This window comes from Bradyrhizobium sp. CB1015 (assembly GCF_025200925.1).
In the GTDB taxonomy this organism is placed as follows: Bacteria; Pseudomonadota; Alphaproteobacteria; order Rhizobiales; family Xanthobacteraceae; genus Bradyrhizobium.
This window is the reverse complement of record NZ_CP104174.1, coordinates 167,737-190,474: the sequence shown is the minus strand read 5'-3', so window position 1 is coordinate 190,474 and position 22,738 is coordinate 167,737. Positions and strand designations below refer to the sequence as shown.

Sequence of the window (22,738 nt, the reverse complement as noted above, 5' to 3'; positions counted from 1 at the left end):
TTGCCGCGATCGCTACAATTGCAGGAAGTAGCTTAGCGCCAGTCCCTGACGTCGACGAAGTGACCTGCGATCGCCGCCGCCGCTGCCATCGCCGGCGACACCAGATGGGTGCGGCCCTTGAAACCCTGGCGGCCCTCGAAGTTGCGGTTCGAGGTCGAGGCGCAGCGCTCTTCCGGCTTCAGCTTGTCCGGGTTCATGGCAAGGCACATCGAGCAGCCCGGCTCGCGCCATTCGAAGCCGGCCTTGATGAAGATCTTGTCGAGCCCCTCGGCCTCGGCCTGCTCCTTCACGATGCCGGAGCCCGGCACGACCATGGCGTTGACGTTCGCCGACACGGTCTTGCCTTCGGCGATCTTCGCCGCCGCGCGCAGATCCTCGATGCGGCCGTTGGTGCAGGAGCCGATGAAGACGCGGTCGAGCTTGATGTCGGTGATCTTCGTCCCCGCGGTCAGGCCCATGTACTTCAGCGCGCGATGCTTGGAGATGCGCTTGGCCTCGTCCGCGATCTTGTCGGGATCGGGCACGATGCCGGTGACCGAGATCACGTCTTCAGGCGAGGTGCCCCAGGTCACGATCGGCGGCAGCTTTGCAGCGTCGAGGCGCAGCTCGTGATCGAAATGCGCGCCGTCGTCGGACCGCAACTTCTCCCAGTAGCGCATCGCCGCGTCCCAGTCCGCGCCTTTCGGCGCCTTGGGGCGGTCGCGCAGGAAGTCGAACGCCTTCTGGTCGGGCGCGACCAGGCCAGCGCGCGCGCCGCCTTCGATCGACATGTTGCAAACCGTCATGCGGCCTTCCATCGAGAGCGCGCGGATCGCTTCGCCGGCATATTCCAGCACGTAGCCGGTGCCGCCGGCGGTGCCGATCTCGCCGATGATGGCCAGAATGATGTCCTTGCCCGTCACGCCATCCGGCAATTTGCCGTCGACGGTGACACGCATGTTCTTCGCTTTCTTCTGGATCAGCGTCTGCGTCGCCAGCACGTGCTCGACCTCGCTGGTGCCGATGCCGTGGGCGAGCGCGCCGAACGCGCCATGCGTCGAGGTGTGGCTGTCGCCGCAGACGATGGTGGTGCCGGGCAGCGTAAAGCCCTGCTCGGGGCCGATGACGTGGACGATGCCCTGACGCTTGTCGAACTCGTTGTAATATTCGATGCCGAATTCCCTGGCGTTCTCGGCCAGCGCCTTGATCTGCTCGATGCTTTCAGGATCGGGATTCGGCTTGGTGCGGTCGGTGGTCGGGACGTTGTGATCGACGACGGCGAGCGTCTTCTCGGGCGCATGGACCTTGCGCCCGGTGGCGCGCAGGCCTTCGAACGCCTGCGGCGAGGTCACCTCGTGCACCAGGTGGCGATCGATGTAGAGCAGGCAGGTGCCGTCCTCGGCTTCGTGCACCAGATGGTCGTTCCAGATCTTGTCGTACAGGGTGGTCGGCTTGGACATGAGCTCGAGCTCCGAAGAATGTGTGTCAGCGATGAGCGCGGCAGAGCGCGCGGGCAACAAAATCGTCAGCGCAGCTTTTAGGCTGCGCGGCTAAGCTCTGACGTTGCCGAGGTCGCGAAGCGTCCGAAGAACCGGCCAGGCAGCCGCGAGCGATCGTCGATGACGATGCGCTGGATGGGGGCGAAGCTGGTCGGATCTGGAAACATTCTAGGAATATATAGCAGGCCGAATTGGAAGCGCGAGAGCTTTGACGTGCACGGCTGACGCAACAAAAAAGCGCGGAGCCGAGCCCCGCGCTTTCGAAAGACTTGCCTGACGGCGAAGCTTACTCGCCGACGGCAGCAGCGCGGTCCTGCTTCTCGACGATGCGGGCCGACTTGCCGCGAAGGTTGCGGAGATAATAGAGCTTGGCGCGACGCACCTTGCCGCGGCGCACCACCTTGATCGAGTCGATCATCGGGGAGAGCAGCGGGAACACGCGCTCGACGCCCTCGCCATAGGAGATCTTGCGCACGGTGAAGCTCTCGTTGAGGCCACCGCCGGAACGGCCGATGCAGACGCCCTCATAGGCCTGCACGCGGGTGCGGTCGCCTTCGACCACCTTCACGTTGACGATCACGGTGTCGCCGGGGGCGAATTCCGGGATGTCCTTGCCTGCGGACAGCTTGTCGAATTGCTCCTGCTCGAGCTGCTTGATCAGGTTCATGGGTAAATCTCCATCGGCGCGCCCAGCCTTGCGAAACGGGGGCTGCGTGAAATTCGTCTATCCAGCCATTGCGGATTTGGCCGCTCCTATAAGGCAAGCCGGAGCGTTTGTCACCCGTCTGTCTTGTTTTTTGGCGTTTTTTGGCCGCTCCCCCGATTCGCGGCCTTTCCCCACAAATCCGGGCGCCGGGAGGCCGTCAGGGCCTCGGATTCGGCCCGCCGCCAGGCCGCCACCTTGGCATGGTCGCCGGAGGTGAGGATGGCAGGGATCGGAACCCCCTCGAACAGCTGCGGGCGGGTGTATTGGGGGTATTCGAGCAGGCCGTCCGAAAAACTCTCCTCGGTTCCCGAGGTCTCCTTGCCCATCACCCCCGGCAGCAGCCGGACGCAGGCATCGATCAGGGCTAAAGCGGCGATTTCGCCCCCGGACAGCACGTAATCGCCGATCGAGACCTCCTCCAGAGCCCGTCCGTCGATCACCCGCTGGTCCACCCCCTCGAACCGCCCGCAGACGATCAGGGGACCGGGGCCCCGGGCGAGTTCGGTGACGCGGGCCTGGGTCAATGGCCGACCGCGCGGGCTCATCAGCAAGCGCGGCCGCTCAGAGCCGATCTCGGCGGCATCGATCGCCGCGGCGAGAACGTCCGCCCGCAGCACCATGCCCGGCCCGCCGCCGGCCGGGGTGTCGTCGACGCTGCGGTGGCGGTCGGTCGCGGATGCCCGGATGTCCCGCGCCTCGATCTGCCACAGCCCGGACGCGAGCGCCCGACCGGCGAGGCTCACGCCGAGTGGCCCTGGAAACATCTCCGGAAACAGCGTCAGCACCGTCGCTCGCCAGGGTGAGGGGTAGGTCATTGCATCCCGATCTCGTCGTCCCGAGGCGCGCGAAGCGCGCGGTGGCTGGAGCTGCCAGCTTAGCCAAAAACCACGCCCTGTGGTTATGGGTCCCCGCGTTCGCGGGGACGACTCGTGGAGGGATCGTTGTCCCCGTCGTCCCCCTCGATCTCCTGCGGCAGCGCGATCACGACGCGGCCGCCTTTGAGGTCGACCTCCGGCACCACCGCATTCGAGAACGGCAGCAGCATTGTCGCGCCGTTGAGGGGCGCAATCTCGATGATGTCGCCGGCACCGAAATTATGGATCGCGATGACGCGGCCGAGCGCATCGCCGCCCGTTGTGACGGCGGCGAGCCCGATCAAATCGGTGTGGTAATATTCGTCCTCGTCCGTCGCGGGCAGTTTGCCGCGCGGGACGTAGAGCTCGATTCCGTTGAGGCGCTCGGCCTCATCGCGGGTCGCGACACCCTTGAATGTCGCGACCAGATGATCTTTGGCCTCGCGCACCTCTGCGATCTCGAACTGGCGCCTGCCGTCCCTGGTCGACAGCGGTCCGTAGCGGCGGACGGCGAAGGGATCCTCGGTGAAGGTCCACAGCTTGACCGCACCGCGCACACCATGCGCGGCGCCGATCCGCGCGACGCAGACCAGCGCCGACATGATCCAGCCTTACGCCTTCGCGGCGGCTTCGGCCTGCGCCTTGCGCTCCTTGCGCGGCACGGCCTTCTGCGGGTTGTTGCGCGCTTCGCGCTTCGCAACGCCGGCGGCATCGAGGAAACGCGCGACGCGATCGGACGGCTGCGCGCCCTTGGCGAGCCAGGCCTTCACCTTGTCCATGTCGAGCTTGAGGCGGGTCTCGTTGTCCTTCGGCAGCAGCGGATTGAAATAGCCGAGACGCTCGATGAAGCGGCCGTCGCGCGGAAAGCGCGAGTCGGCGACGACGACGTGATAGACGGGACGCTTCTTGGTGCCTGCTCGGGCGAGGCGGATAACGACGGACATTCAGTTCTCCTTCAAAGTACGTTTTGTTCGGTTGATTGGTATTCCGCGTCACGCGAGATGCTGATCATCCCGCGCGACGAATTCCTCATTTCTTCTTGCCGGGGAAACCGCCGAGGCCCGGCAGCGTCGGCTTGCCGCTCAGCCCGGTTAGTCCGGGAAGATTGGGCAGGCCGGTGCGAAGACCAGGCGGCAAATCCTTCGGCAGATTCGGCAGGCCTTGTCCGCCGCCCGCGCCTTGCATCTTCTCCTGCAGCGCCTTCATCTCTTCCGGCGAGGGCATCTTCATGCCGCCGCCGAAGCCCATCGCCTGCGCGATGCCGGCGAGCGGGCCGCGCTTGCCCGAGCCCATGGCCTTCATCATATCGGCCATGTTCCGGTGCATCTTCAAAAGCTTGTTGACGTGCTCGACGGTCTGGCCGCTGCCGGCCGCGATGCGCTTCTTGCGGCTGGCCTTCAAGAGGTCCGGATGACGGCGCTCCTCGCGCGTCATGGAATCGATGATCGCGACCTGGCGCTTCAGGATCTTGTCGTCGATCCCGGCCGCCGCGATCTGGTTCTTCATCTTGGAGATGCCGGGCATCATGCCCATCAGCCCGCTGATGCCGCCCATATTGGCCATCTGCAGCAGCTGCTCGCGCATGTCGTTGAGGTCGAACTGACCCTTGCGCATGCGCTCGGCGGTGCGCGCGGCCTTCTCGGCGTCGATGTTGGCGGCGGCGCGCTCGACCAGCGAGACCACGTCGCCCATGCCGAGGATGCGGCCGGCGATACGATCGGGGTGGAAGTCTTCCAGCGCATCGGTCTTTTCGCCGGTGCCGATCAGCTTGATCGGCTTGCCGGTGACTGCGCGCATCGACAACGCGGCGCCGCCGCGGCCGTCGCCGTCAACTCGCGTGAGCACGATGCCGGTGAGGCCGACGCGCTGATCGAACGAGCGCGCGAGGTTCACCGCGTCCTGGCCCGTGAGCGAGTCCGCGACCAGCAGCACTTCATGCGGATTGGCCGCGGCTTTGATCGCGGCCGCCTCCGCCATCATCTCTTCGTCGAGCGTGGTGCGGCCGGCGGTGTCGAGCAGCACGATGTCGTAGCCGCCGAGCTTGCCGGCTTCCAGCGCGCGTTTTGCAATTTGCGGCGGCTGCTGGCCGGCAACGATTGGCAAAGTGGGAATGTCGAGGTCGCGGCCGAGCACGGCCAGCTGCTCCATCGCCGCCGGACGATAGACGTCGAGCGAGGCCATCAGCACCTTGCGCTTGTCGCGTTGGACCAGGCGGCGGGCGAGCTTTGCGGTGGTGGTGGTCTTGCCGGAGCCCTGCAGGCCGACCATCATGATCGGCACCGGCGGCACGGCGTTGACGTCGATGGTCTGGCCTTCGCTGCCGAGCGTGTTGATCAGCTCGTCATGAACGATCTTGACCACCATCTGGCCGGGGGTAACCGACTTGACGACGGTGGCCCCGATCGCCTGCTCGCGCACGCGCTCGGTGAAGCTGCGCACCACTTCGAGCGCGACGTCGGCCTCCAGCAGCGCGCGGCGCACCTCGCGCATCGCGGCGTCGACGTCCTTTTCGGTCAGCGCACCGCGCCCCGTCAGACGATCGAGAATGCCACCAAGCCGTTCCGACAGATTGTCGAACAATGCCGTTGTCCTTTTTTACCTCTCCTCGCCTGCGGGGAGAGGTCGCCGCGCTCTTCGCGGCGGGTGAGGGGGTACGGGACCATCGACGCGCACCCTGCGCGGAGAGAGCCCCTCACCCCGACCCTCTCCCCGCAAGAGCGGGGCGAGGGAGAAGTAAGTCCAAACACCTTTGCGCCCGAGGGCGCACAGCGCTGTCGGGCGTTGACCTCCGGCCTCAAGGCCGGTCGGCGGGTCGAAAAGAAAACCTTTCCGAGAAAGTGGCGGGGTTAAACGCCGCTCCCGCTCAAAAGTCAAGGAAAGTTAGGGCGCCGGCTCGCCGCTTGTAAGGCAAGGTTCTGAAAACATGACCCTTTTGTCGCAGGTTCCTTTTCCGCCAGCCCCGCCCATATAGGCGGTGATGTCTTACCATTTCGACTATCCCTAGAAGCCCGCCCGTGCCGGTCACCCGCCGCCGCCTTTTCGGACTATTCGCCGGCGCTGGTGCGCTGGTCGGCGTCCCCTCCCTCTGGATGTCCAGCATGAAAACCTATGACGGCCCCGTCTCCGACCATTTCGACGGCCTGACCTTCTTCGATCCGGACGGGGCGCCGCCGAAATCGCTGCGCGAGGTGCTGCGCTGGCAGTTCAGCGGCAAGCGGCGGCGCGCGACCTGGCCGGATTGGGCGCCCAGTCCCCATGCCGACACCCCGCCGGCGCGTGTCGATGGCGACAAGGTGCGGCTCTCCTTCGTCGGTCATGCCAGCTGGCTGATCCAGGCCGGCGGCCTCAACATCCTGGTCGATCCGGTCTGGTCGGAGCGGGTCTCGCCGATCGCCTTCGCCGGGCCGAAGCGGCACAACGACCCCGGCATCGCCTTCGAGAAGCTGCCGAAGATCGATGTCGTGCTGGTCTCGCACGGCCATTACGACCATCTCGACATCCTGACGCTGTCGCGGCTTGCCAAGAATTTCGCCCCGCGCGTGGTCACCCCGCTTGGCAACGACGTCACGATGCGCAGCTGGGATTCCACGATCAACGTGGAGGCGTTCGACTGGTACGACCGCGTCGAGGTCGGCGAAGGCGTCGCGGTGCACCTGGTGCCGACCCGGCACTGGACCGCGCGCGGCCTGTTCGACCGCAACAAGGCGCTATGGGCGAGCTTTGTCTTGGAGACGCCGGCCGGGAAGATCTACGTGGTCTGCGATTCCGGTTACGGCGATGGCCGCCATTTCCGCCGCGTCGCCGAGAAGCACGGCAAGCTGCGCCTGGCAATCCTGCCCATCGGCGCCTACGAGCCGCGCTGGTTCATGCGCGACCAGCACATGAATCCGGAGGATGCGGTGAAGGCGCTGGCCGATTGCGGCGCCGAGCAAGCGCTCGGGCATCACCACGGCACGTTCCAGCTGACGGACGAAGCGATCGACGCACCGGCCAAAGCGCTGGTCGAAGCGCTCGATGCAGCGAACATTCCGCAGGAGCGGTTCGTGGCGATGATGCCGGGGCAGGTGGTGGAGATCTAGGTCTCGCCACGCACGCCGCTCGTGCCCCGGACGCAGCGCAGCACGTCAGTGATGCGCTGCAGAGCCGGGGCCCATCTCGCCGTATCGTACCGTGCAATGTTGTGGGTCCCGGCTCTGCGCAGCAGCGTTTCACGCTGCAGCGCGTCCGGGACACGAGGCCTATTCCTTGGCCTTGATCGCCCAGCTCACATTCACCGTCACCGTCAGCGTCTCCTCGCCCGGCGCGACCGCGGCCTGCGGGGCTGCAGCCATTGGCGCTGCCATGCGGCCCTTGAACAGCGGCACCGGGCCGCCGCCCTCGGTGACGCTGAGCGGCGCGCCCAGCGTCACGCCGGCAGCCTTCGCATAAATCTCCGCCTTGCGCCGCGCGTCCGCCACGGCCTGCTCGCGCGCATCATCCAGCAGCTTCGAGGCCTGCGTCACCTCGAACGAGATATTGCCGATGTCGTTGGCGCCGGCGCTGACCAGCGTATCGATGATGCCGGCCACCTTGGTCACGTCGCGGATCTTCACGGTGACGCGGTTGCTCGCGCGGAAGCCTGTTACGGGCGAGGCGCCGGTGGATTTGTTCTGGCCGTATTGCGGCTGCAGCGACAGCCGCGAGGTCTGGTAGTCCTTCTCGGCGATGCCTGCGCTCTTCAGCGCCAGCAGCACCTTGCCCATCGCGGCGTTGTTGGCATCGGAAGCCTCCTTCGCCGTCTTGGCGTCGCTGGCGACACCGGCATCGATTTGCGCGAGATCGGGCGCCGCGGATACGGAGGCTTCGCCGCTCACCGAGATCGCGGAGGGAAAATCCTCGGCGCGCGCGGGCGCGGCGAGCAGCGTGGTGGCGAGGACGGCGGCAAGTAGGGCAGGCTTTTTCATCAGTCTCACTTCAGCGGCACGAAAACATTGATCACGAGCTTGTCCTCGGCCGTCTTCAGGGGATCGGTGAGGTACTCCTCGATGAAGGTGTCCTTGGCTTCCAGCCTCTTGTCGTCGAGGTGATTGGTGATCGCCTCATAGGTGTTGTCCATGTTGTCGTAGGAGCCGCGATGGACGAATTTCAGCGCCTTGCCTTCAGGCGATTTGCCGATGCTCATCTCCTTGGACAAATTCTTCGGGTCCTGCTCGACCGGGATCTCGGCAAGGAAGGTGAAGCCGGTGTCGTCGGTCGAGGTGTAGACGATCATCGAATTGCCTGATGGCTTGATGCCCTGCTTGTCGAGCAGCGTGTTCAACGCCTTGAAGGCGTCGATCAGCGTGTCGAAGGCCGAGTCCCAATTGGCGGTGCCCTTGACCATCACGACCTTCTTCGACTCGAGCGTGGTCTCGAGGCCAAAGGGATCGGCGGTCTGAACCGGGGCGGGCGTCGCGGCGGCCGCCGGGGGCGGGGCCGTCGGGCCGGGTGAAGCGCTGGCTGCGGGCGAAGGCGTCGCCGTCTGGGACGGCGAGGCGCTGGCCGCCGGCGACGGGCTCGCCGCCGGAGCGGGTGCCGCCGATGGCGCGGGTGAAGGGCTCGCGGAGGCCGCCGGTGCGGGGCTCGGCGTCTGCGCCAGGGCGCCCGACAGCCCAAGCGACAAGGCCGCCGCCGGGATCAGCGCGGCCAGCACAACACGACGAAAAGTGTTCATTTTATTCTCCCCGAGGCCCCGCTTCGTCGGAGCCTCAATTCATCAAGGCCTTACCCACCAAGGCCTTAACCCGACCGCGCGTCCCGGTTCGCGCGAACCGCGCCGTTCTAACACGCGAGCGCCGAATTCGTCCCATGACAGATGCGTCATGGCAGGCACCTTGGCCGATGTCCCGGCCCGGGGCGGCAAATCACTGGCCAAGCCGACAAGGATCGCCATATAAGGCAGGCGAAATTCGGGAATTTTCATGAGCGCGCTGGCCAACCACGCATTTGCCAAGATGAACGGCATCGGCAACGAGATCGTCGTTGTCGACTTGCGCGATTCGGCGGCCAAGGTCACGCCGGACGACGCCCGCGCCGTGGCGTCCGCGAACGGCGGTGTGGCTTACGACCAGCTCATGGTGCTCTCGAGGCCGCGGCTCGACGGCACCGAGGCCTTCATCAGCATCTACAACAATGACGGCTCGGAGGCAGGTGCCTGCGGCAACGGCATGCGCTGCGTCGTGCGCCGCATCTTCGAGAAGACCGGGCAGACCAGTGCGACCTTCGAGACCGCCGCCGGCCTCCTCAATGCCTGGCAGGGTCCGGCGCCCGACCTCTACACAGTGGATATGGGCGCACCGAAGTTCGGCTGGCAGGACATTCCTCTGGCGGAAGAGTTTCGCGATACCCGCTACATCGAATTGCAGATCGGGCCGATCGACAATCCGATCCTGCATTCGCCCTCAGTGGTGAGCATGGGCAATCCGCACGCCGTGTTCTGGGTCGAGGACGTCAACGCCTACGATCTCGGCCGCTTCGGTCCGCTCTTGGAAAACCATCCGATCTTCCCCGAGCGCGCCAATATCACGCTCGCTCATATCGTCGATCGCGAGCACATCACGATCCGCACCTGGGAGCGCGGTGCCGGCCTGACCAAGGCCTGCGGGTCGGCGGCCTGTGCCACGGCCGTTGCCGCCGCGCGGCTGAAGCGTGCCGAGCGCAAGGTCGAGATCACATTGCCCGGCGGCAAGCTCGGCATCGAATGGCGCGAGCGCGACGATCACGTGCTGATGACGGGCACGGCGACCTTCGAATATGAGGGCACCTTCGATCCGGCGCTGTTCGCGCCGGCCGCCTGATGGCCGTCGACATCGTCACCTTCGGCTGCCGCCTCAATGCCTTCGAGGCCGAGGTAATTCGCAGCAAAGCGGAAGCCGCAGGGCTCTCCGACACAATCGTCATCAACAGCTGCGCCGTCACCAACGAGGCGGTGGCGCAGGCGCGCCAGTCGATCCGCAAGTTGAAGCGCGAGCGCCCCGAGGCGCGCATCGTGGTCACCGGCTGCGCGGCGCAGACGCAGGCTGCGATGTTCGCCGACATGGCCGAGGTCGATCGTGTCGTCGGCAATGACGACAAGATGCGCGGCGAAGCGTGGCGGAAGGCGCGCGATGCTTTCGACATCGATGCCGACGAGAAGATCGCTGTCAGCGATATCATGGCGGTGACGGAGATGGCGCCGCATCTCGTCGACGGCTATGCGAGCGGCCTGCCGCGCGTGTTCGTGCAGGTGCAGAACGGCTGTGACCATCGCTGCACCTTCTGCATCATCCCGTTCGGCCGCGGCAATTCGCGCTCGGTGCCGATGGGCGCGGTGGTCGATCAGGTGCGCACCCTGGCCGAGCGCGGCCATGCCGAGATCGTGCTGACCGGGGTCGATCTCACCAGCTATGGTGCGGACCTTCCCGGTGCGCCCAAGCTCGGCATGCTGACCAAGCAGATCCTGCGCCATGTGCCCGAGCTCAAGCGCCTGCGCATCTCCTCGATCGATTCGATCGAGGCGGATGACGACCTGCTCGACGCCATCGCTGAGGATGCGCGGCTGATGCCGCATCTGCATCTGTCGCTGCAGTCAGGCGACGACCTGATCCTGAAGCGCATGAAGCGGCGGCATTCGCGGCAGGATGCGCTTCGCTTCTGCGCGCAGGTGCGTCGCCTGCGCCCCGATATCGTCTTCGGCGCCGACATCATCGCGGGCTTCCCGACCGAGACCGAGCAAATGTTCTCGCGCTCGCTGGACCTCGTCGAGCAATGCGGCCTGACCTTCCTGCATGTCTTTCCCTATTCCCCGCGGCCCGGCACGCCCGCCGCGCGGATGCCGCAGGTGGCGGGGCCTGAGATCAAGGCGCGCGCGAAGCGGCTGCGGGCGGCCGGCGAAGCGGCGTTGCTGCAGCGCCTGCAAGCCGAGATCGGCGCGATGCGCGAGGTGCTGATCGAGAGCGACGGGCAGGGCCGCACGGAGCACTATCTGCCGGTGGCGATTGCGGGCGAGCGGGTGGGAAGCATCGTGCCGCGACTGATTGCCGGCGTTGATGGCGAGCGACTCACCACATAAGCCGCTGCTCTCTTCCTTCTCCCCTTGCGGGAGAAGGTGGCGCGAAGCGCCGGATGAGGGGTCTCTCTCCACAAATTCGAATGAGAGTTTCTCTCGCCGAGAGAGACCCCTCACCCGTCTCGCCGCTACCGCGGCGAGCCACCCTCTCCCACAAGGGGAGAGGGAAAACTACAACGCCCTTACCTGCCAGAATCGCAGCGTCCGCTTTGCGTTCTCCGCCGTCATTCTTGCATAATGCCCCTGCGCCCTGGCGATGTCCGCCGGCTTCATCGCGCCTGTCGCGAAACGGCATTCGAGCACGGCCATGGTCGTCTCCCAGCTGAGCTGCGCGGCCTTGCACGGCACCAGCAGGCCGTCCTCGCGGAGACTCTGCATCAGCGGACGAATCACCTCGACCGTCGATCCCGATAACGCCGCCAGGGCCGCCACCGTCTCCTCATAGCGCCGTTGTCTGGCGAAGCCGAGCAATGTCGCTTCATGGAGCTGGCCGGTAGCCTTGAGGCCGGCAATGGCGCGCTTGGCGCCCTCGAAATCGCGCACCGCGGACATTTCGCGCTCGACGCCGATGGTGATGGCGGCGATCGCGCTCTGGATTTCCTCGAACAGATGCGGCGGCGCGCGCGACAGCAGGCGGGTGCGCACGGCGTCCGTCGCCGAACGCAGCAATTGGCGGCGCAGCTCCGACGGCAGATCGACGCGGACGCCGACGCTGACCGCGAGCTCCGGATCGCTTTCGGCCTGGCCGACAATGAGGGCAAATCCGTTTCCGGAGACGCGCGCGCCGGGATTGGCAGCCAGCCGCCGGCTGACGCTGGGATAGCGGCGCGCCAGCAGCGCGTCGGTGACGATCTCCTTCAGCCACCAGCGGCCGGCGACCGCGAGCAGATGCGGCTCACCCTTGCTTGATGCGATCTTCACCAGCTCGCCGTCGTCGAGCCGCGCCGATTCCTGCAGCACGGGGCCGGCGATGCGGATCTCGTCGTTGTTGGCGAGGCGGCGGATCACCGACGGCGGCGCCTGTGCGATCGGCGCCAGCTGCGCGCTGATCTCGGCCAGCGCAACCCGCGCTGCCACGTCGGCGATGGCGCGCAGCTCGATGGTGCCGATCAGGCGCTCGAGCACGTCGTCGAACAGCGCGATCTGCTCGTCGTCGAAATTGCCGGCGGAGGAGAGGAACAGCTCGGTGACGCGCCGCGCCGTCGCCAGGCCCTTTTCCGGCGAGCCGATCCGAAGTGCGGATTCGACCTCGTCGATGATCGATAGCCCGGCCTTGGTCATCACGCGCGGCTCGTCCTGAGCGGTTACGGAAGCTTTTTCTAAGCAAACGTTATCATTAGAGACGAGCACTGAACGTTTCGTAAACCATGGGCCGTTGGGAACGAGGTGCCGCCGCTGCGGTGGTGTGCTCCCTCTCCCGCTTGCGGGAGAGGGTCGGGGAGAGGGTTATCTCCACAACGGGACAATCCCCAAGAGGCAGAGCCCTCACCCGGCGCGCGGGACGATGCTTCGCATCGCCCGGGACGCGCCGACCTCTCCCGCAAGCGGGAGAGGTTTATTCCCCCTTCCACCCGCAGGCCCGGAGCTTCTCATGCATATGCGGCGGGGCCGGCGCCACCACGCGGACCGGCTCCTTGTTCCGGGAGATCGGCACCACGATCTCGCGCGAATGCAGGTGCAGGCGCGGCTCGCCGAAGCGCGGGCCGTTGCCGTAAATGTTATCGCCGAAGATCGGCCAGCCGCTCGCGGCCGCATGCACGCGCAATTGATGGGTCCGCCCGGTCACCGGTTCCATGGCAAGCCAGGTGAAGAGCACGCGGTGATGGGCTTCGATAGATGCACCCTCGCCACCGCGAGTCGTCTGCGCTCCCTCCCCCCCTGTGGGGGAGGGTGGGGGAGGGGGTAGCCACGGGCACCGCCGTCTGAGCTTACCCCCTCCCGAGCGCTTCGCGCTCGACCTCCCCACAAGGGGGAGGTAACAAGAGCAGACGCACCTTCGGATGAGGATGCGTAACAGCGGCCCAACACTTTCCAGTTGGTGATGGCCTTCTGGCCTTCGGGATCCGGCTTCTGCCACCAGCCGCGTTCGGCATTGAGCCGGCCAAGCGGCATGTCGATGCTGCCCTCATCTTCGGCAGGGCCGCCTTCGACCACGGTCCAGTAGGTCTTGCCGATCTTGCCGTGCTTGAACAACAAGCCCAGCGATGCCGTCGCCTTGCGGTGGCGGCCGAGCACGAGGCAGCCCGAGGTGTCCTTGTCCAGCCGGTGGGCCAGCACCGGCGATCGCGGCAGGCCGAAACGCAGCGCGTCGAAGGAATCCTCCAGATTGGCCCCCCCCTTGGGGCCGCGATGCACCGGTAGGCCGGCGGGCTTGTCGATGACCAGCATCAGCCCGTCGCGATGGAGCACGCGGGCCAGGATCTCATCGGCGGTCAATTGGGGAACATCGAGCAATTGCAAGACTTTCGGTCAAGGCTTTCGTTTGCGGGCCGGAACGGCTAACACGCCAGCATGAACGATACCACGTCAGATCCCCCCAAGCTGAGCTGGTGGCGCCGCCTGTCCAACGGGCTGAAGCGCACCTCGTCCTCGCTCGGGACCGCGGTCGCCGACCTCGTCACCAAGCGCAAGCTCGACCGCGCCATGCTCGACGACATCGAGGACGTGCTGCTGCGCGCCGACCTCGGCACGTCAGTCGCGGTGCGCATTGCCGATGCCGTCGGCGCCGGACGTTACGACAAGGCGATCTCGGCGGACGAGGTCAAGGACGTCGTCGCGACCGAGGTCGAGAAGGTGCTGTCGCCGGTGGCAAAACCGCTCGTGATCGATACGGCCAAGAAGCCGTTCGTCATTCTCGTCGTCGGCGTCAACGGCTCCGGCAAGACCACGACCATCGGAAAGCTGTCGCAGAAATTCGCATCCGAAGGCCGCAAGGTGATGCTGGCCGCCGGCGACACGTTTCGCGCCGCCGCCATCGAGCAGCTCAAGGTCTGGGGCGAGCGGACGAAGACGCCCGTCATCGCGGGCGCCCAGGGCTCGGATTCGGCGAGCCTTGCCTTCAACGCGCTCACCGCGGCGAAGGAGCAGGCCATCGACGTGCTGCTGATCGACACCGCCGGCCGTTTGCAGAACAAGGCCGAGCTGATGAACGAGCTCGAGAAGGTCGTGCGCGTGATCCGCAAGGTGGACGACACGGCGCCGCATGCCGTGCTGCTGGTGCTGGACGCGACCGTCGGCCAGAACGCGCTCTCGCAGGTCGAGGCCTTCCATCGCACCGCCGGGGTCACCGGCCTCGTGATGACCAAGCTCGACGGCACCGCGCGCGGCGGCATCCTGGTGGCGCTCGCGGAGAAGTTCAAGCTGCCGGTGCACTTCATCGGCGTCGGCGAAGGCGTCGACGATCTCGCGCCCTTCACCGCGCGCGACTTCGCCCGCGCCATCGCCGGAATCGAATAGTCATCGTTCGAGGCGCCGCTTGCGCGGCTCCTCAGGATGAGGCTGTGCCACACATGAGGTCCTCATCCTGAGGAGACCGCGAGGCGGTCGTCTCGAAGGAGGGGAGAGACGGAAGAGAGAATGGACAAGACCCAGCCGCATCCGCTGTTCAAGCTCGCGACCGAGCTCGGTCCGCTGCTCGTGTTCTTCTTCGTCAACGCGAAGTTCAATCTGTTCGCCGCCACGGGCGCCTTCATGGTTGCGATCGTGGCGGCGATGGCGGCCTCCTACATGGTGACGCGCCACATCCCGATCATGGCGATCGTGACGGGCGTGATCGTGCTGGTGTTCGGCACGCTGACCCTGGTGCTGCACGATGAGACCTTCATCAAGGTCAAGCCGACCATCATCTACGGCCTGTTCGCCGCGATCCTCGGCGGCGGCCTGCTGTTCGGTCGCTCCTTCATCGCCGTGATGTTCGACCAGGTGTTCAACCTGACGCCGCAGGGCTGGCGCATCCTCACCTTGCGCTGGGCGCTGTTCTTCGCCGGCATGGCGGTGCTGAACGAGATCGTCTGGCGCACCCAGAGCACGGATTTCTGGGTGAACTTCAAGGTGTTCGGCGTCACCCCGATCACGATGATCTTCGCCATCGCCCAGATGCCGCTGACCAAGCGCTATCATCTCGCGCCGGTCTCGCTGGAGAGAAGCGAGGCCGAGGCGGGGGATGTGAGCAAGGGGTAATGGTCTCGTGTCCCGGACGCGCGAAGCGCGAGCCGGGACCCAGGCTCTCTCCAGCAGCGCAGTCGCGGTGGCATGGGCCCCGGCTCTGCAGCGCATCACCCAAGGGGTGTTGCGCTGCGTCCGGGGCACGGATCGGTGTTAAGACCCCGCCGCCTTCAGCGCCTTCTCCAGCTCCGGCATCAGCACCGTCCGCAAATTGTCCGGCGTGATCGGACCGACCAGCTTGTAGACGATGGTGCCCTCGCGCCCGACGACGAAGGTCTCCGGCACGCCGTAGACGCCCCATTCGATCGAGGCGCGGCCGTTGGCGTCGACGCCGACGTGGCCGAACGGGTTGCCGTAGCGGCCGAGGAAGCGGCGCGCATTGTCGGCGGCGTCCTTGTAGTTGATGCCGACCAGCTGGAAGCGCTTGTCCTTGGCGAGCTCGGTCAACAGCGGCGCTTCGTCGTGGCACGGCACGCACCAGGACGCCCAGACGTTGACGAGGCTGACCTTACCCTTGAACGCGGCGGGATCGAGCCCCGGCACCTGGGTGCCGTTGTCCTGCAAGCCCTCGAGCGGCGGCAGCACGGTCTGCGGTGCGGGCCGGCCGATCAGCGCGGAGGGAATCCGCGAGGGGTCGCCGCTGCCGAGCCGGAACCAGAACAGCAGCGCAAGGCCGATGAAGGCGATCAGCGGCAGCACCATCAGGAAGGTGCGGCGGTGCGGCGGCGCGGAGGCAGGTTGATCGCTCATCGCAGCTCCGTCGCGCTGCGGCCTGATCGGCGGGTGATGCCGCGCTGCTCCAGCTCGCGCAGGCGCTGCGTCTGGCTGCGATAATCGAGCATGACCCAGCCGATCAGGATCACGACCACGAGGGCGGCAGCCGCGTAAGACGTCACGATGAAAGACGCGTACGGACCGAGCGACATCGTCATGCAGCCCCAGCTTCTTTTGACGCGTTTTCTTCACGCGAACCGGCGGCCGCTTCGCTCGAAAACGCGATGCGACTGGCCTGCATCATCTGCAGCGAGCGGACACGGCGGCGCAAAATCTCGTTGCGCATCGCGGCTAGGTGCAGCGTGACGAACAGCAGCGTGAAGGCGATCGCCATCACCAGCAGCGGAATCAGGAACGATTTGTCCAGCGCCGAGCCGCCCATGCGCATCACCGAGGCGGGCTGGTGCAGGGTGTTCCACCAGTCGACCGAGAACTTGATGATCGGCAGGTTGATCGCGCCGACCAGCGTCAGCACCGCGGCCGCGCGCGCCGCGCGCGAGGGATCGTCGACCGCGCGCCACAGCGCCATCAGGCCGAGATACATCAGGAACAGGATCAGCACCGAGGTCAGCCGCGCGTCCCATTCCCAATAGGTGCCCCACATCGGCCGGCCCCATAGCGAGCCCGTGAGCAGCGCGAGGAAGGTGAAGGCGGCGCCGATCGGAGCTGCGGCCTTGGCGGCGACGTCGGCGAGCGGATGCCGCCACACCAGCGTGCCCAATGATGCGATGCTCATCACGCCCCACACGAACATCGAGAGCCAGGCATTGGGCACGTGGATGAACATGATCTTGACGGTCGCGCCCTGCTGATAGTCGTCCGGCGCGTAGGCGGATTGATAAAGGCCGATCGCGAGCAGGATCACGGTCGCGGCCGCCAGCCACGGCAATACCCGCGCTGTCAGCGCGAGGAACCGCGTGGGGTTGGCGAGGTCGATCAGCGTCATGGTATCCTGATAATCACCGGGGGCCGCTCAGGCAATCAGCACGAAAGTCCGTGGCGAAAGTTGATCGGGGTCAAGGTCGGCCGAGCCCATCTCAATCGAGCCCATGGCGCAGGCTCGCCGCCGCCGCGAACGGGCCGATCACGAGGCTGACCAGGGACAGCGCGCACAGGATCGAGAACGGCGCGCCGAACGTCATCGGGCCGACGATCACCGCCTGCGAGGCCGCAACCCCGAAAATCAGCACGGGAATCGACAGCGGCAGCACGAGGACGGCCATCAACAGCCCACCGCGATGCAGCGTCACCGCCAGCGCCGCGCCGATCATGCCGGTGAAGGTCAGCGCCGGGGTGCCCGCCAGCAGCGTCAGCGCCACCGCCGCCGTGGCGACCATGTCGAGGTTGAGCAACAGGCCGAGCACGGGGGTTGCGACAATCAGCGGCAGACCGGCGGCCAGCCAATGCGCCAGCGCCTTGGCCGCGCAGGCGAGTTCCAGCGGTGTCCGGCTCATCGTGATCAGATCCAGCGAGCCGTCCTCGTGGTCGGCCATGAACAGCCGGTCGAGGGTCAGCAGGCTGGCCAGCAGCGCGCCGAGCCAGAGGATCGCGGGTCCGAGCCGCGACAGCAGCGCCAGATCCGGCCCGACCGCGAACGGCATCAGCACCACCACAGTCAGGAAGAACAAGACCCCGATCAGCGCTCCGCCGCCGACGCGGAGCGCAATCCGGATGTCCCGGCGGATGAGGGCGGCGAGGGCGGTCATGGGGGGCTCCCTTCGAGGCCGCGCCCCTGCATGCCCGGCTCGCGCCACGGGCAAACTGCGCTCCCTCCCCCCTTGTGGGGGAGGGCGGGGGAAGGGGGTAGCCCCGGGCGAAATGCTCGTTTTCGGTGCGTCTGCAGCAACAGAGCGGCCGCTTCCGAAAGGCTAGAGCCGAGAGGCCGCGTCGCGCGGCACCCCCTCCCTGACCCTCCCCCACAAGGGGGGAGGGAACTGAGAGAGCGAAGGCCAGCCGCTCGGAAAGCTGAGGGTGCCCCGGAATCACGCCGCACCCCCGATCCGCAGCTCCCGCGAATCGACGCCGAGCGGGGCATGCGTCGCCGCGATGATCATGCAGCCGGCGGCCAGATGCTCGCGCATCAGGCCCGCGAACATGTCCTGACCGGCTACATCAAGCGCATTGGTCGGCTCGTCCAAGAGCCAGACCGGGCGGCGGACCGTCAGCAGCCGGGCTAGCGAGAGCCGGCGGCGCTGCCCTGCGGACAGGAATCCGGCGGGCAGATGGGTGGCATGGGCGAGGCCGACCTTGGCGAGGCTTTCAGCCGCATCAAAACGCTCGCCGCCGAGAAAATCAGCCCAAAACGTCAGGTTTTCGGCAACGCTCAGCGCCGGCTTCAGGGCATCGCGATGGCCGAGATAGTGGCACTGCTCCGCCAGGGTCAGCTCGCCATCGCCCCCGTCCAGCGCGATCGTCCCGCCGGCGGGAACGAGCAGGCCCGCGATCAGCCGCAGCAGCGAGGTCTTGCCCGATCCATTGCGGCCGACGACCGCGACGGCCTCGCCCGAACTGGCCGCGAAATCGAGCCCGGCGAACACCTCGCGTCCGCCGCGCACGCATCTGAGCCCGTGACCCCACAGCCGCATGTCGCCTTGATTCAATCCGCTCACAGCCAGGCCTCAGGAAATCTTGGGGTAGCGCATGGGAATTTTTGGCTCGCGGATTGCTGCGGCACGATAGTGGCTGTGGCGGCGCGGTTAGAAAGCTTCTATAAGCCCGGAACTACTTGATGCAGCAACTCAACCTGCCCCTGCAAGCGGCCCAGCCTGATACGCTGACGGTGTTAAAATACCCTGCCGGGTATAACTAACAATTGGGATCTCCTACATGACCTCGCTCGACAGCTTCAAATGCAAAAAGACCCTCAAGGTCGGCGCCAAGACCTATGTCTATTACAGCCTGCCTACCGCCGAGAAGAATGGTCTGAAGGGAATCTCGAAACTTCCCTATTCGATGAAGGTCCTGCTCGAGAATTTGCTGCGCAACGAGGACGGCCGCTCGGTCAAGAAGGAAGACATCGTCGCGGTCTCGAAATGGCTGCGCAAGAAGTCGCTGGAGCATGAGATCGCCTTCCGCCCGGCGCGCGTGCTGATGCAGGACTTCACCGGCGTGCCCGCGGTGGTCGACCTCGCCGCGATGCGCAACGCGATGCAGAAGCTCGGCGGCGAGCCTGAGAAGATCAATCCGCTGGTGCCCGTCGATCTCGTCATCGACCACTCCGTGATCGTGAACTTCTTCGGCGACAACAAGGCCTTCGGCAAGAACGTCACCGAGGAATACAAGCAGAACCAGGAGCGCTACGAGTTCCTGAAGTGGGGCCAGAAGGCGTTCTCGAACTTCTCCGTGGTGCCGCCCGGCACCGGCATCTGCCACCAGGTCAATCTCGAATATCTGGCCCAGACGGTCTGGACCAAGAAGGAGAAGATGACGGTCGGCAAGAAGACCGGCACCTTCGAGGTCGCCTATCCCGATTCGCTCGTCGGCACCGATTCGCACACCACCATGGTCAATGGTCTTGCCGTGCTCGGCTGGGGCGTCGGCGGCATCGAGGCGGAAGCCTGCATGCTCGGCCAGCCGCTGTCGATGCTGCTGCCCAACGTCGTCGGCTTCAAGCTGAAGGGCGCGCTGAAGGAAGGCGTCACCGCAACCGACCTCGTGCTGACCGTGACGCAGATGCTGCGCAAGCTCGGCGTCGTCGGCAAGTTCGTCGAGTTCTTCGGTCCCGGCCTCGACCACCTCTCGGTCGCCGACAAGGCGACGATCGCCAACATGGCGCCCGAATACGGTGCGACCTGCGGCTTCTTCCCGGTCGATGCCGCCGCGCTCGATTATCTCAAGACCTCCGGCCGCGCCGCGGCCCGCGTTGCGCTGGTGCAGGCCTACGCCAAGGCGCAGGGCCTGTTCCGGACCGCCAAGTCGCCCGACCCCGTGTTCACGGAAACGCTGACCCTCGACCTCGGCGACGTGGTGCCGTCGATGGCCGGTCCGAAGCGTCCCGAAGGCCGCATCGCGCTGCCCACCGTCGCGGACGGCTTCTCGCTCGCGCTCGCCAGCGAGTACAAGAAGGCCGAGGAGCCGGCCAAGCGCTTCCCCGTCGAAGGCAAGAATTTCGACATCGGCCACGGCGACGTCGTGATCGCCGCGATCACCTCCTGCACCAACACCTCGAACCCGAGCGTCCTGATCGGCGCCGGCCTGCTCGCGCGCAATGCGGCTGCCAAGGGCCTCAAGGCCAAGCCGTGGGTGAAGACCTCGCTCGCCCCGGGCAGCCAGGTGGTGGCGGAATATCTCGCCAATTCCGGTCTGCAGCCCGATCTCGACAAGGTCGGCTTCAACCTGGTCGGCTTCGGCTGCACCACCTGCATCGGCAATTCCGGTCCGCTGCCTGAGGAGATCTCGAAGGCGATCAACGACAACGGCGTCGTCGCCGCGGCCGTGCTCTCCGGCAATCGCAACTTCGAAGGCCGCGTCTCGCCGGACGTGCAGGCGAACTATTTGGCATCGCCGCCGCTGGTGGTGGCCTACGCGCTCGCCGGCAGCGTCACCAAGAATCTCGCCACCGAGCCGCTCGGCGAGGGCAAGGACGGCAAGCCGGTTTACCTCAAGGACATCTGGCCGACGACCAAGGAGATCAACGCCTTCATGAAGAAGTTCGTGACCGCGTCGATCTTCAAGAAGAAGTATGCCGACGTGTTCAAGGGCGACACCAACTGGCGCAAGATCAAGACGGTCGAGAGCGAGACCTATCGCTGGAACATGTCTTCGACCTACGTGCAGAACCCGCCTTATTTCGAAGGCATGAAGAAGGAGCCGGAGCCGGTCACCGACATCGTCGAGGCGCGCATCCTCGCCATGTTCGGCGACAAGATCACCACCGACCACATCTCGCCGGCCGGCTCGATCAAGCTCACCTCGCCCGCCGGCAAATATCTCAGCGAGCACCAGGTGCGTCCGGCCGACTTCAACCAGTACGGCACGCGCCGCGGCAACCATGAAGTGATGATGCGCGGCACCTTCGCCAACATCCGCATCAAGAATTTCATGCTGAAGGGCGCGGACGGAAACATCCCCGAGGGCGGCCTGACCAAGCACTGGCCCGACGGCGAGCAGATGTCGATCTACGACGCCGCGATGAAGTACCAGGAAGAGAAGGTGCCGCTGGTGGTGTTCGCCGGCGCCGAATACGGCAACGGCTCCTCGCGCGACTGGGCCGCCAAGGGCACGCGCCTGCTCGGCGTGCGCGCCGTGATCTGCCAGAGCTTCGAGCGCATCCACCGCTCCAACCTGGTCGGCATGGGCGTGCTGCCGCTGACCTTCGAGGAAGGCACCTCATGGCAGTCGCTGGGCCTGAAGGGCGACGAGAAGGTCACGCTGCGCGGCCTCGTCGGCGACCTCAAGCCGCGCCAGAAGCTGACCGCGGAGATCGTCTCCGGCGACGGTTCGCTACAGCGCGTTTCGCTGCTCTGCCGCATCGATACGCTGGACGAGCTCGACTACTACCGCAACGGCGGCATCCTGCACTACGTGCTGCGCAAGCTCGCGGCGTAAGCGCGGATTTGTGAACGATGGCTCACTGCGAAGTGAGTAGAAGCATTAACGAAGGCGGCCTATCAAAGGCCGCCTTCGCGCGTTTGCGGTACGCTTCAGATGGGCCCGCCCGGCGGAAAACCACCCCTTGGACGGTGGCCCGGATGGATGAATGTACCGCGCCCCGTAAGACTACGGTGACCATCCGGCGATAAGATTTCCCCTCAGAGCAACGGTGTGCGGCGTTCGATATGACGACAATGACGGCTTCCCATCTGATTCCACGTTGGTCCGGTGCCCTCTGGTCGGGAGCTCTCGGCATATGTGCGATCATCGCCGTCATTCGTCCCGCCGAGGCTGATCCCCGCGCCGTCGTCGAATTGTTCACCTCGCAGGGCTGCTCCTCCTGCCCGCCCGCCGACCAGATCATCGGCGATCTCTCCAAGGATCCCTCGGTCATCGCGCTGAGCATGCCGATCGATTATTGGGATTATCTCGGCTGGAAGGATACGCTGGCGGATTCGCGCTTCTCTGCACGGCAGCGTGCCTATTCGCGCATGCGCGGCGACCGCGAGGTCTACACGCCGCAGGTCGTGGTCAACGGCTCCACGCATGTCATCGGCAGCGATCGCGCCGGCATCGAGAACGCGATCGGGAAGACCGACAAGGGCAACGGCGTGATGAGCGTGCCGGTGACGATGTCGCTCTCGGGCAAGCAGATCAACGTGTCCGTGGCCGCAAGCAAGGAGCCCACGGTCTCGCACGGTGAGGTCTGGATCTGCTCGATCGCCAAGTCGGTGCCGATTGCGATCACCCGCGGCGAGAATCGCGGACAGCAGGTCACCTATCACAACGTGGTGCGCAACCTGCTCAAGGTCGGCGACTGGACCGGCCGTCCGGAGAGCTGGACGGTGCCGATCGAGAATCTCACGCGCGACGGCGTCGATGGCGCGGTGGTCTACGTCCAGGACGGCAGCCGCGAGAGACCGGGCCCGATGTTAGGTGCGGCGTACACGTCGCTGCATTGATATTTTTCCAGCGTCGCACTCTGCTCTCGACCCTCAATGGTGAGGAGCGCGCCCTTGCGCGCGTTTCGAACCATGAAAGGCCCCGCTGATGCAGCTCGGTCTTCATCCTTCGAGACGCCGCGCGAAGAGCGCGGCCCTCAGGA

At 65.9% G+C, this 22,738-nt stretch carries 22 protein-coding genes and 1 pseudogene; 7 read left to right on the top strand and 16 right to left on the bottom strand.

Annotated features, from left to right (window positions below; genetic code table 11):
- Window positions 1–32: 32 nt before the first annotated feature.
- From leuC to ffh, 6 genes are all read right to left on the bottom strand, one after another.
- Window positions 33–1,439: a 3-isopropylmalate dehydratase large subunit gene (gene leuC, locus N2604_RS00885; RefSeq protein WP_260373399.1), complete on the bottom strand. Its 1,407-nt coding sequence runs from the start codon at window positions 1,437–1,439 to the stop codon at window positions 33–35.
- Between the two features lie 325 nt (window positions 1,440–1,764).
- Window positions 1,765–2,145, bottom strand: coding sequence for a 50S ribosomal protein L19 (rplS, locus tag N2604_RS00880; protein ID WP_036008895.1), 381 nt, complete (start codon window positions 2,143–2,145; stop codon window positions 1,765–1,767).
- A gap of 110 nt (window positions 2,146–2,255) precedes the next feature.
- Complete coding sequence (gene trmD / locus N2604_RS00875; RefSeq protein WP_260373398.1) at window positions 2,256–2,999, bottom strand: tRNA (guanosine(37)-N1)-methyltransferase TrmD; 744 nt, start codon at window positions 2,997–2,999, stop codon at window positions 2,256–2,258.
- Window positions 3,000–3,082: 83 nt separating this feature from the next.
- Window positions 3,083–3,640, bottom strand: coding sequence for a ribosome maturation factor RimM (gene rimM / locus N2604_RS00870; RefSeq protein ID WP_260373397.1), 558 nt, complete (start codon window positions 3,638–3,640; stop codon window positions 3,083–3,085).
- A 9-nt stretch (window positions 3,641–3,649) separates the two neighbouring features.
- A complete protein-coding gene (gene rpsP / locus N2604_RS00865) occupies window positions 3,650–3,982 on the bottom strand; it encodes a 30S ribosomal protein S16 (RefSeq protein WP_172789386.1) in 333 nt (110 codons plus the stop codon).
- Between the two features lie 85 nt (window positions 3,983–4,067).
- Window positions 4,068–5,618, bottom strand: coding sequence for a signal recognition particle protein (gene ffh / locus N2604_RS00860; RefSeq protein ID WP_260373396.1), 1,551 nt, complete (start codon window positions 5,616–5,618; stop codon window positions 4,068–4,070).
- 434 nt (window positions 5,619–6,052) lie between these two features.
- On the opposite strand from ffh, the gene N2604_RS00855 reads away from it, so the two are divergent.
- Window positions 6,053–7,117, top strand: a complete 1,065-nt coding sequence (locus N2604_RS00855) for an MBL fold metallo-hydrolase (protein ID WP_260373395.1) — start codon at window positions 6,053–6,055, stop codon at window positions 7,115–7,117.
- A gap of 159 nt (window positions 7,118–7,276) precedes the next feature.
- Here the strand turns inward: N2604_RS00855 and N2604_RS00850 are convergent, their stop codons facing one another.
- On the bottom strand, window positions 7,277–7,981 hold the full coding sequence (locus N2604_RS00850) for an SIMPL domain-containing protein (protein WP_260373394.1): 705 nt from the start codon (window positions 7,979–7,981) through the stop codon (window positions 7,277–7,279).
- Window positions 7,982–7,986: 5 nt separating this feature from the next.
- Window positions 7,987–8,730: a GyrI-like domain-containing protein gene (locus N2604_RS00845; RefSeq protein WP_260373393.1), complete on the bottom strand. Its 744-nt coding sequence runs from the start codon at window positions 8,728–8,730 to the stop codon at window positions 7,987–7,989.
- A 247-nt stretch (window positions 8,731–8,977) separates the two neighbouring features.
- Here N2604_RS00845 and dapF point away from each other — a divergent pair, with 247 nt between their 5' ends.
- Together dapF and mtaB are read left to right on the top strand one after the other, a co-directional pair.
- On the top strand, window positions 8,978–9,853 hold the full coding sequence (gene dapF / locus N2604_RS00840; RefSeq protein WP_260373392.1) for a diaminopimelate epimerase: 876 nt from the start codon (window positions 8,978–8,980) through the stop codon (window positions 9,851–9,853).
- Window positions 9,853–11,106, top strand: a complete 1,254-nt coding sequence (gene mtaB, locus N2604_RS00835; RefSeq protein WP_260373391.1) for a tRNA (N(6)-L-threonylcarbamoyladenosine(37)-C(2))-methylthiotransferase MtaB — start codon at window positions 9,853–9,855, stop codon at window positions 11,104–11,106. Before dapF ends, mtaB begins: the two co-directional genes overlap by 1 nt.
- Before the next feature lie 168 nt (window positions 11,107–11,274).
- Here mtaB and N2604_RS00830 read toward each other — a convergent pair whose 3' ends face one another.
- The 3 genes and pseudogenes from N2604_RS00830 to N2604_RS00820 form a co-directional block, all read right to left on the bottom strand.
- Entirely contained in the window at window positions 11,275–12,384 is a 1,110-nt protein-coding gene (locus N2604_RS00830; RefSeq protein WP_260376404.1) for a DUF2336 domain-containing protein, read from the bottom strand.
- Window positions 12,385–12,658: 274 nt separating this feature from the next.
- A pseudogene (locus N2604_RS00825) lies at window positions 12,659–12,913 on the bottom strand (RNA pseudouridine synthase); the annotation flags it as partial.
- Window positions 12,886–13,557, bottom strand: coding sequence for an RluA family pseudouridine synthase (locus N2604_RS00820; RefSeq protein WP_260376403.1), 672 nt, complete (start codon window positions 13,555–13,557; stop codon window positions 12,886–12,888). The gene N2604_RS00820 and the pseudogene N2604_RS00825, both read right to left, overlap by 28 nt.
- Window positions 13,558–13,614: 57 nt before the next feature.
- Between N2604_RS00820 and ftsY the strand changes: the two genes are divergently transcribed.
- Complete coding sequence (gene ftsY / locus N2604_RS00815) at window positions 13,615–14,559, top strand: signal recognition particle-docking protein FtsY (protein WP_260373390.1); 945 nt, start codon at window positions 13,615–13,617, stop codon at window positions 14,557–14,559.
- A 120-nt stretch (window positions 14,560–14,679) separates the two neighbouring features.
- Window positions 14,680–15,282 carry a septation protein A gene (locus N2604_RS00810; RefSeq protein WP_172789710.1) on the top strand — a complete coding sequence of 201 codons (603 nt, stop codon included), beginning with the start codon at window positions 14,680–14,682 and terminating at the stop codon, window positions 15,280–15,282.
- A 138-nt stretch (window positions 15,283–15,420) separates the two neighbouring features.
- Here the strand turns inward: N2604_RS00810 and N2604_RS00805 are convergent, their stop codons facing one another.
- The 5 genes from N2604_RS00805 to ccmA all read right to left on the bottom strand — a co-directional run bounded on the left by N2604_RS00805 (window position 15,421) and on the right by ccmA (window position 18,626).
- The gene (locus N2604_RS00805) at window positions 15,421–16,017 is read right to left on the bottom strand and encodes a DsbE family thiol:disulfide interchange protein (RefSeq protein ID WP_260373389.1); all 597 of its coding nucleotides are present in this window, start codon (window positions 16,015–16,017) and stop codon (window positions 15,421–15,423) included.
- A complete protein-coding gene (ccmD, locus tag N2604_RS00800) occupies window positions 16,014–16,199 on the bottom strand; it encodes a heme exporter protein CcmD (RefSeq protein ID WP_260373388.1) in 186 nt (61 codons plus the stop codon). The genes N2604_RS00805 and ccmD overlap by 4 nt, the downstream gene beginning before the upstream one ends.
- A complete protein-coding gene (locus N2604_RS00795) occupies window positions 16,196–16,987 on the bottom strand; it encodes a heme ABC transporter permease (protein ID WP_260373387.1) in 792 nt (263 codons plus the stop codon). Before N2604_RS00795 ends, ccmD begins: the two co-directional genes overlap by 4 nt.
- A 91-nt stretch (window positions 16,988–17,078) precedes the next feature.
- On the bottom strand, window positions 17,079–17,747 hold the full coding sequence (ccmB, locus tag N2604_RS00790; RefSeq protein ID WP_172789706.1) for a heme exporter protein CcmB: 669 nt from the start codon (window positions 17,745–17,747) through the stop codon (window positions 17,079–17,081).
- Between the two features lie 276 nt (window positions 17,748–18,023).
- Entirely contained in the window at window positions 18,024–18,626 is a 603-nt protein-coding gene (gene ccmA, locus N2604_RS00785; protein ID WP_260376402.1) for a heme ABC exporter ATP-binding protein CcmA, read from the bottom strand.
- Between the two features lie 241 nt (window positions 18,627–18,867).
- Here ccmA and acnA point away from each other — a divergent pair, with 241 nt between their 5' ends.
- Together acnA and N2604_RS00775 are read left to right on the top strand one after the other, a co-directional pair.
- Entirely contained in the window at window positions 18,868–21,588 is a 2,721-nt protein-coding gene (gene acnA, locus N2604_RS00780; RefSeq protein WP_260373386.1) for an aconitate hydratase AcnA, read from the top strand.
- Between the two features lie 230 nt (window positions 21,589–21,818).
- Window positions 21,819–22,595, top strand: a complete 777-nt coding sequence (locus N2604_RS00775; protein ID WP_172788848.1) for a thioredoxin family protein — start codon at window positions 21,819–21,821, stop codon at window positions 22,593–22,595.
- The last annotated feature ends 143 nt before the right edge of the window (window positions 22,596–22,738 follow it).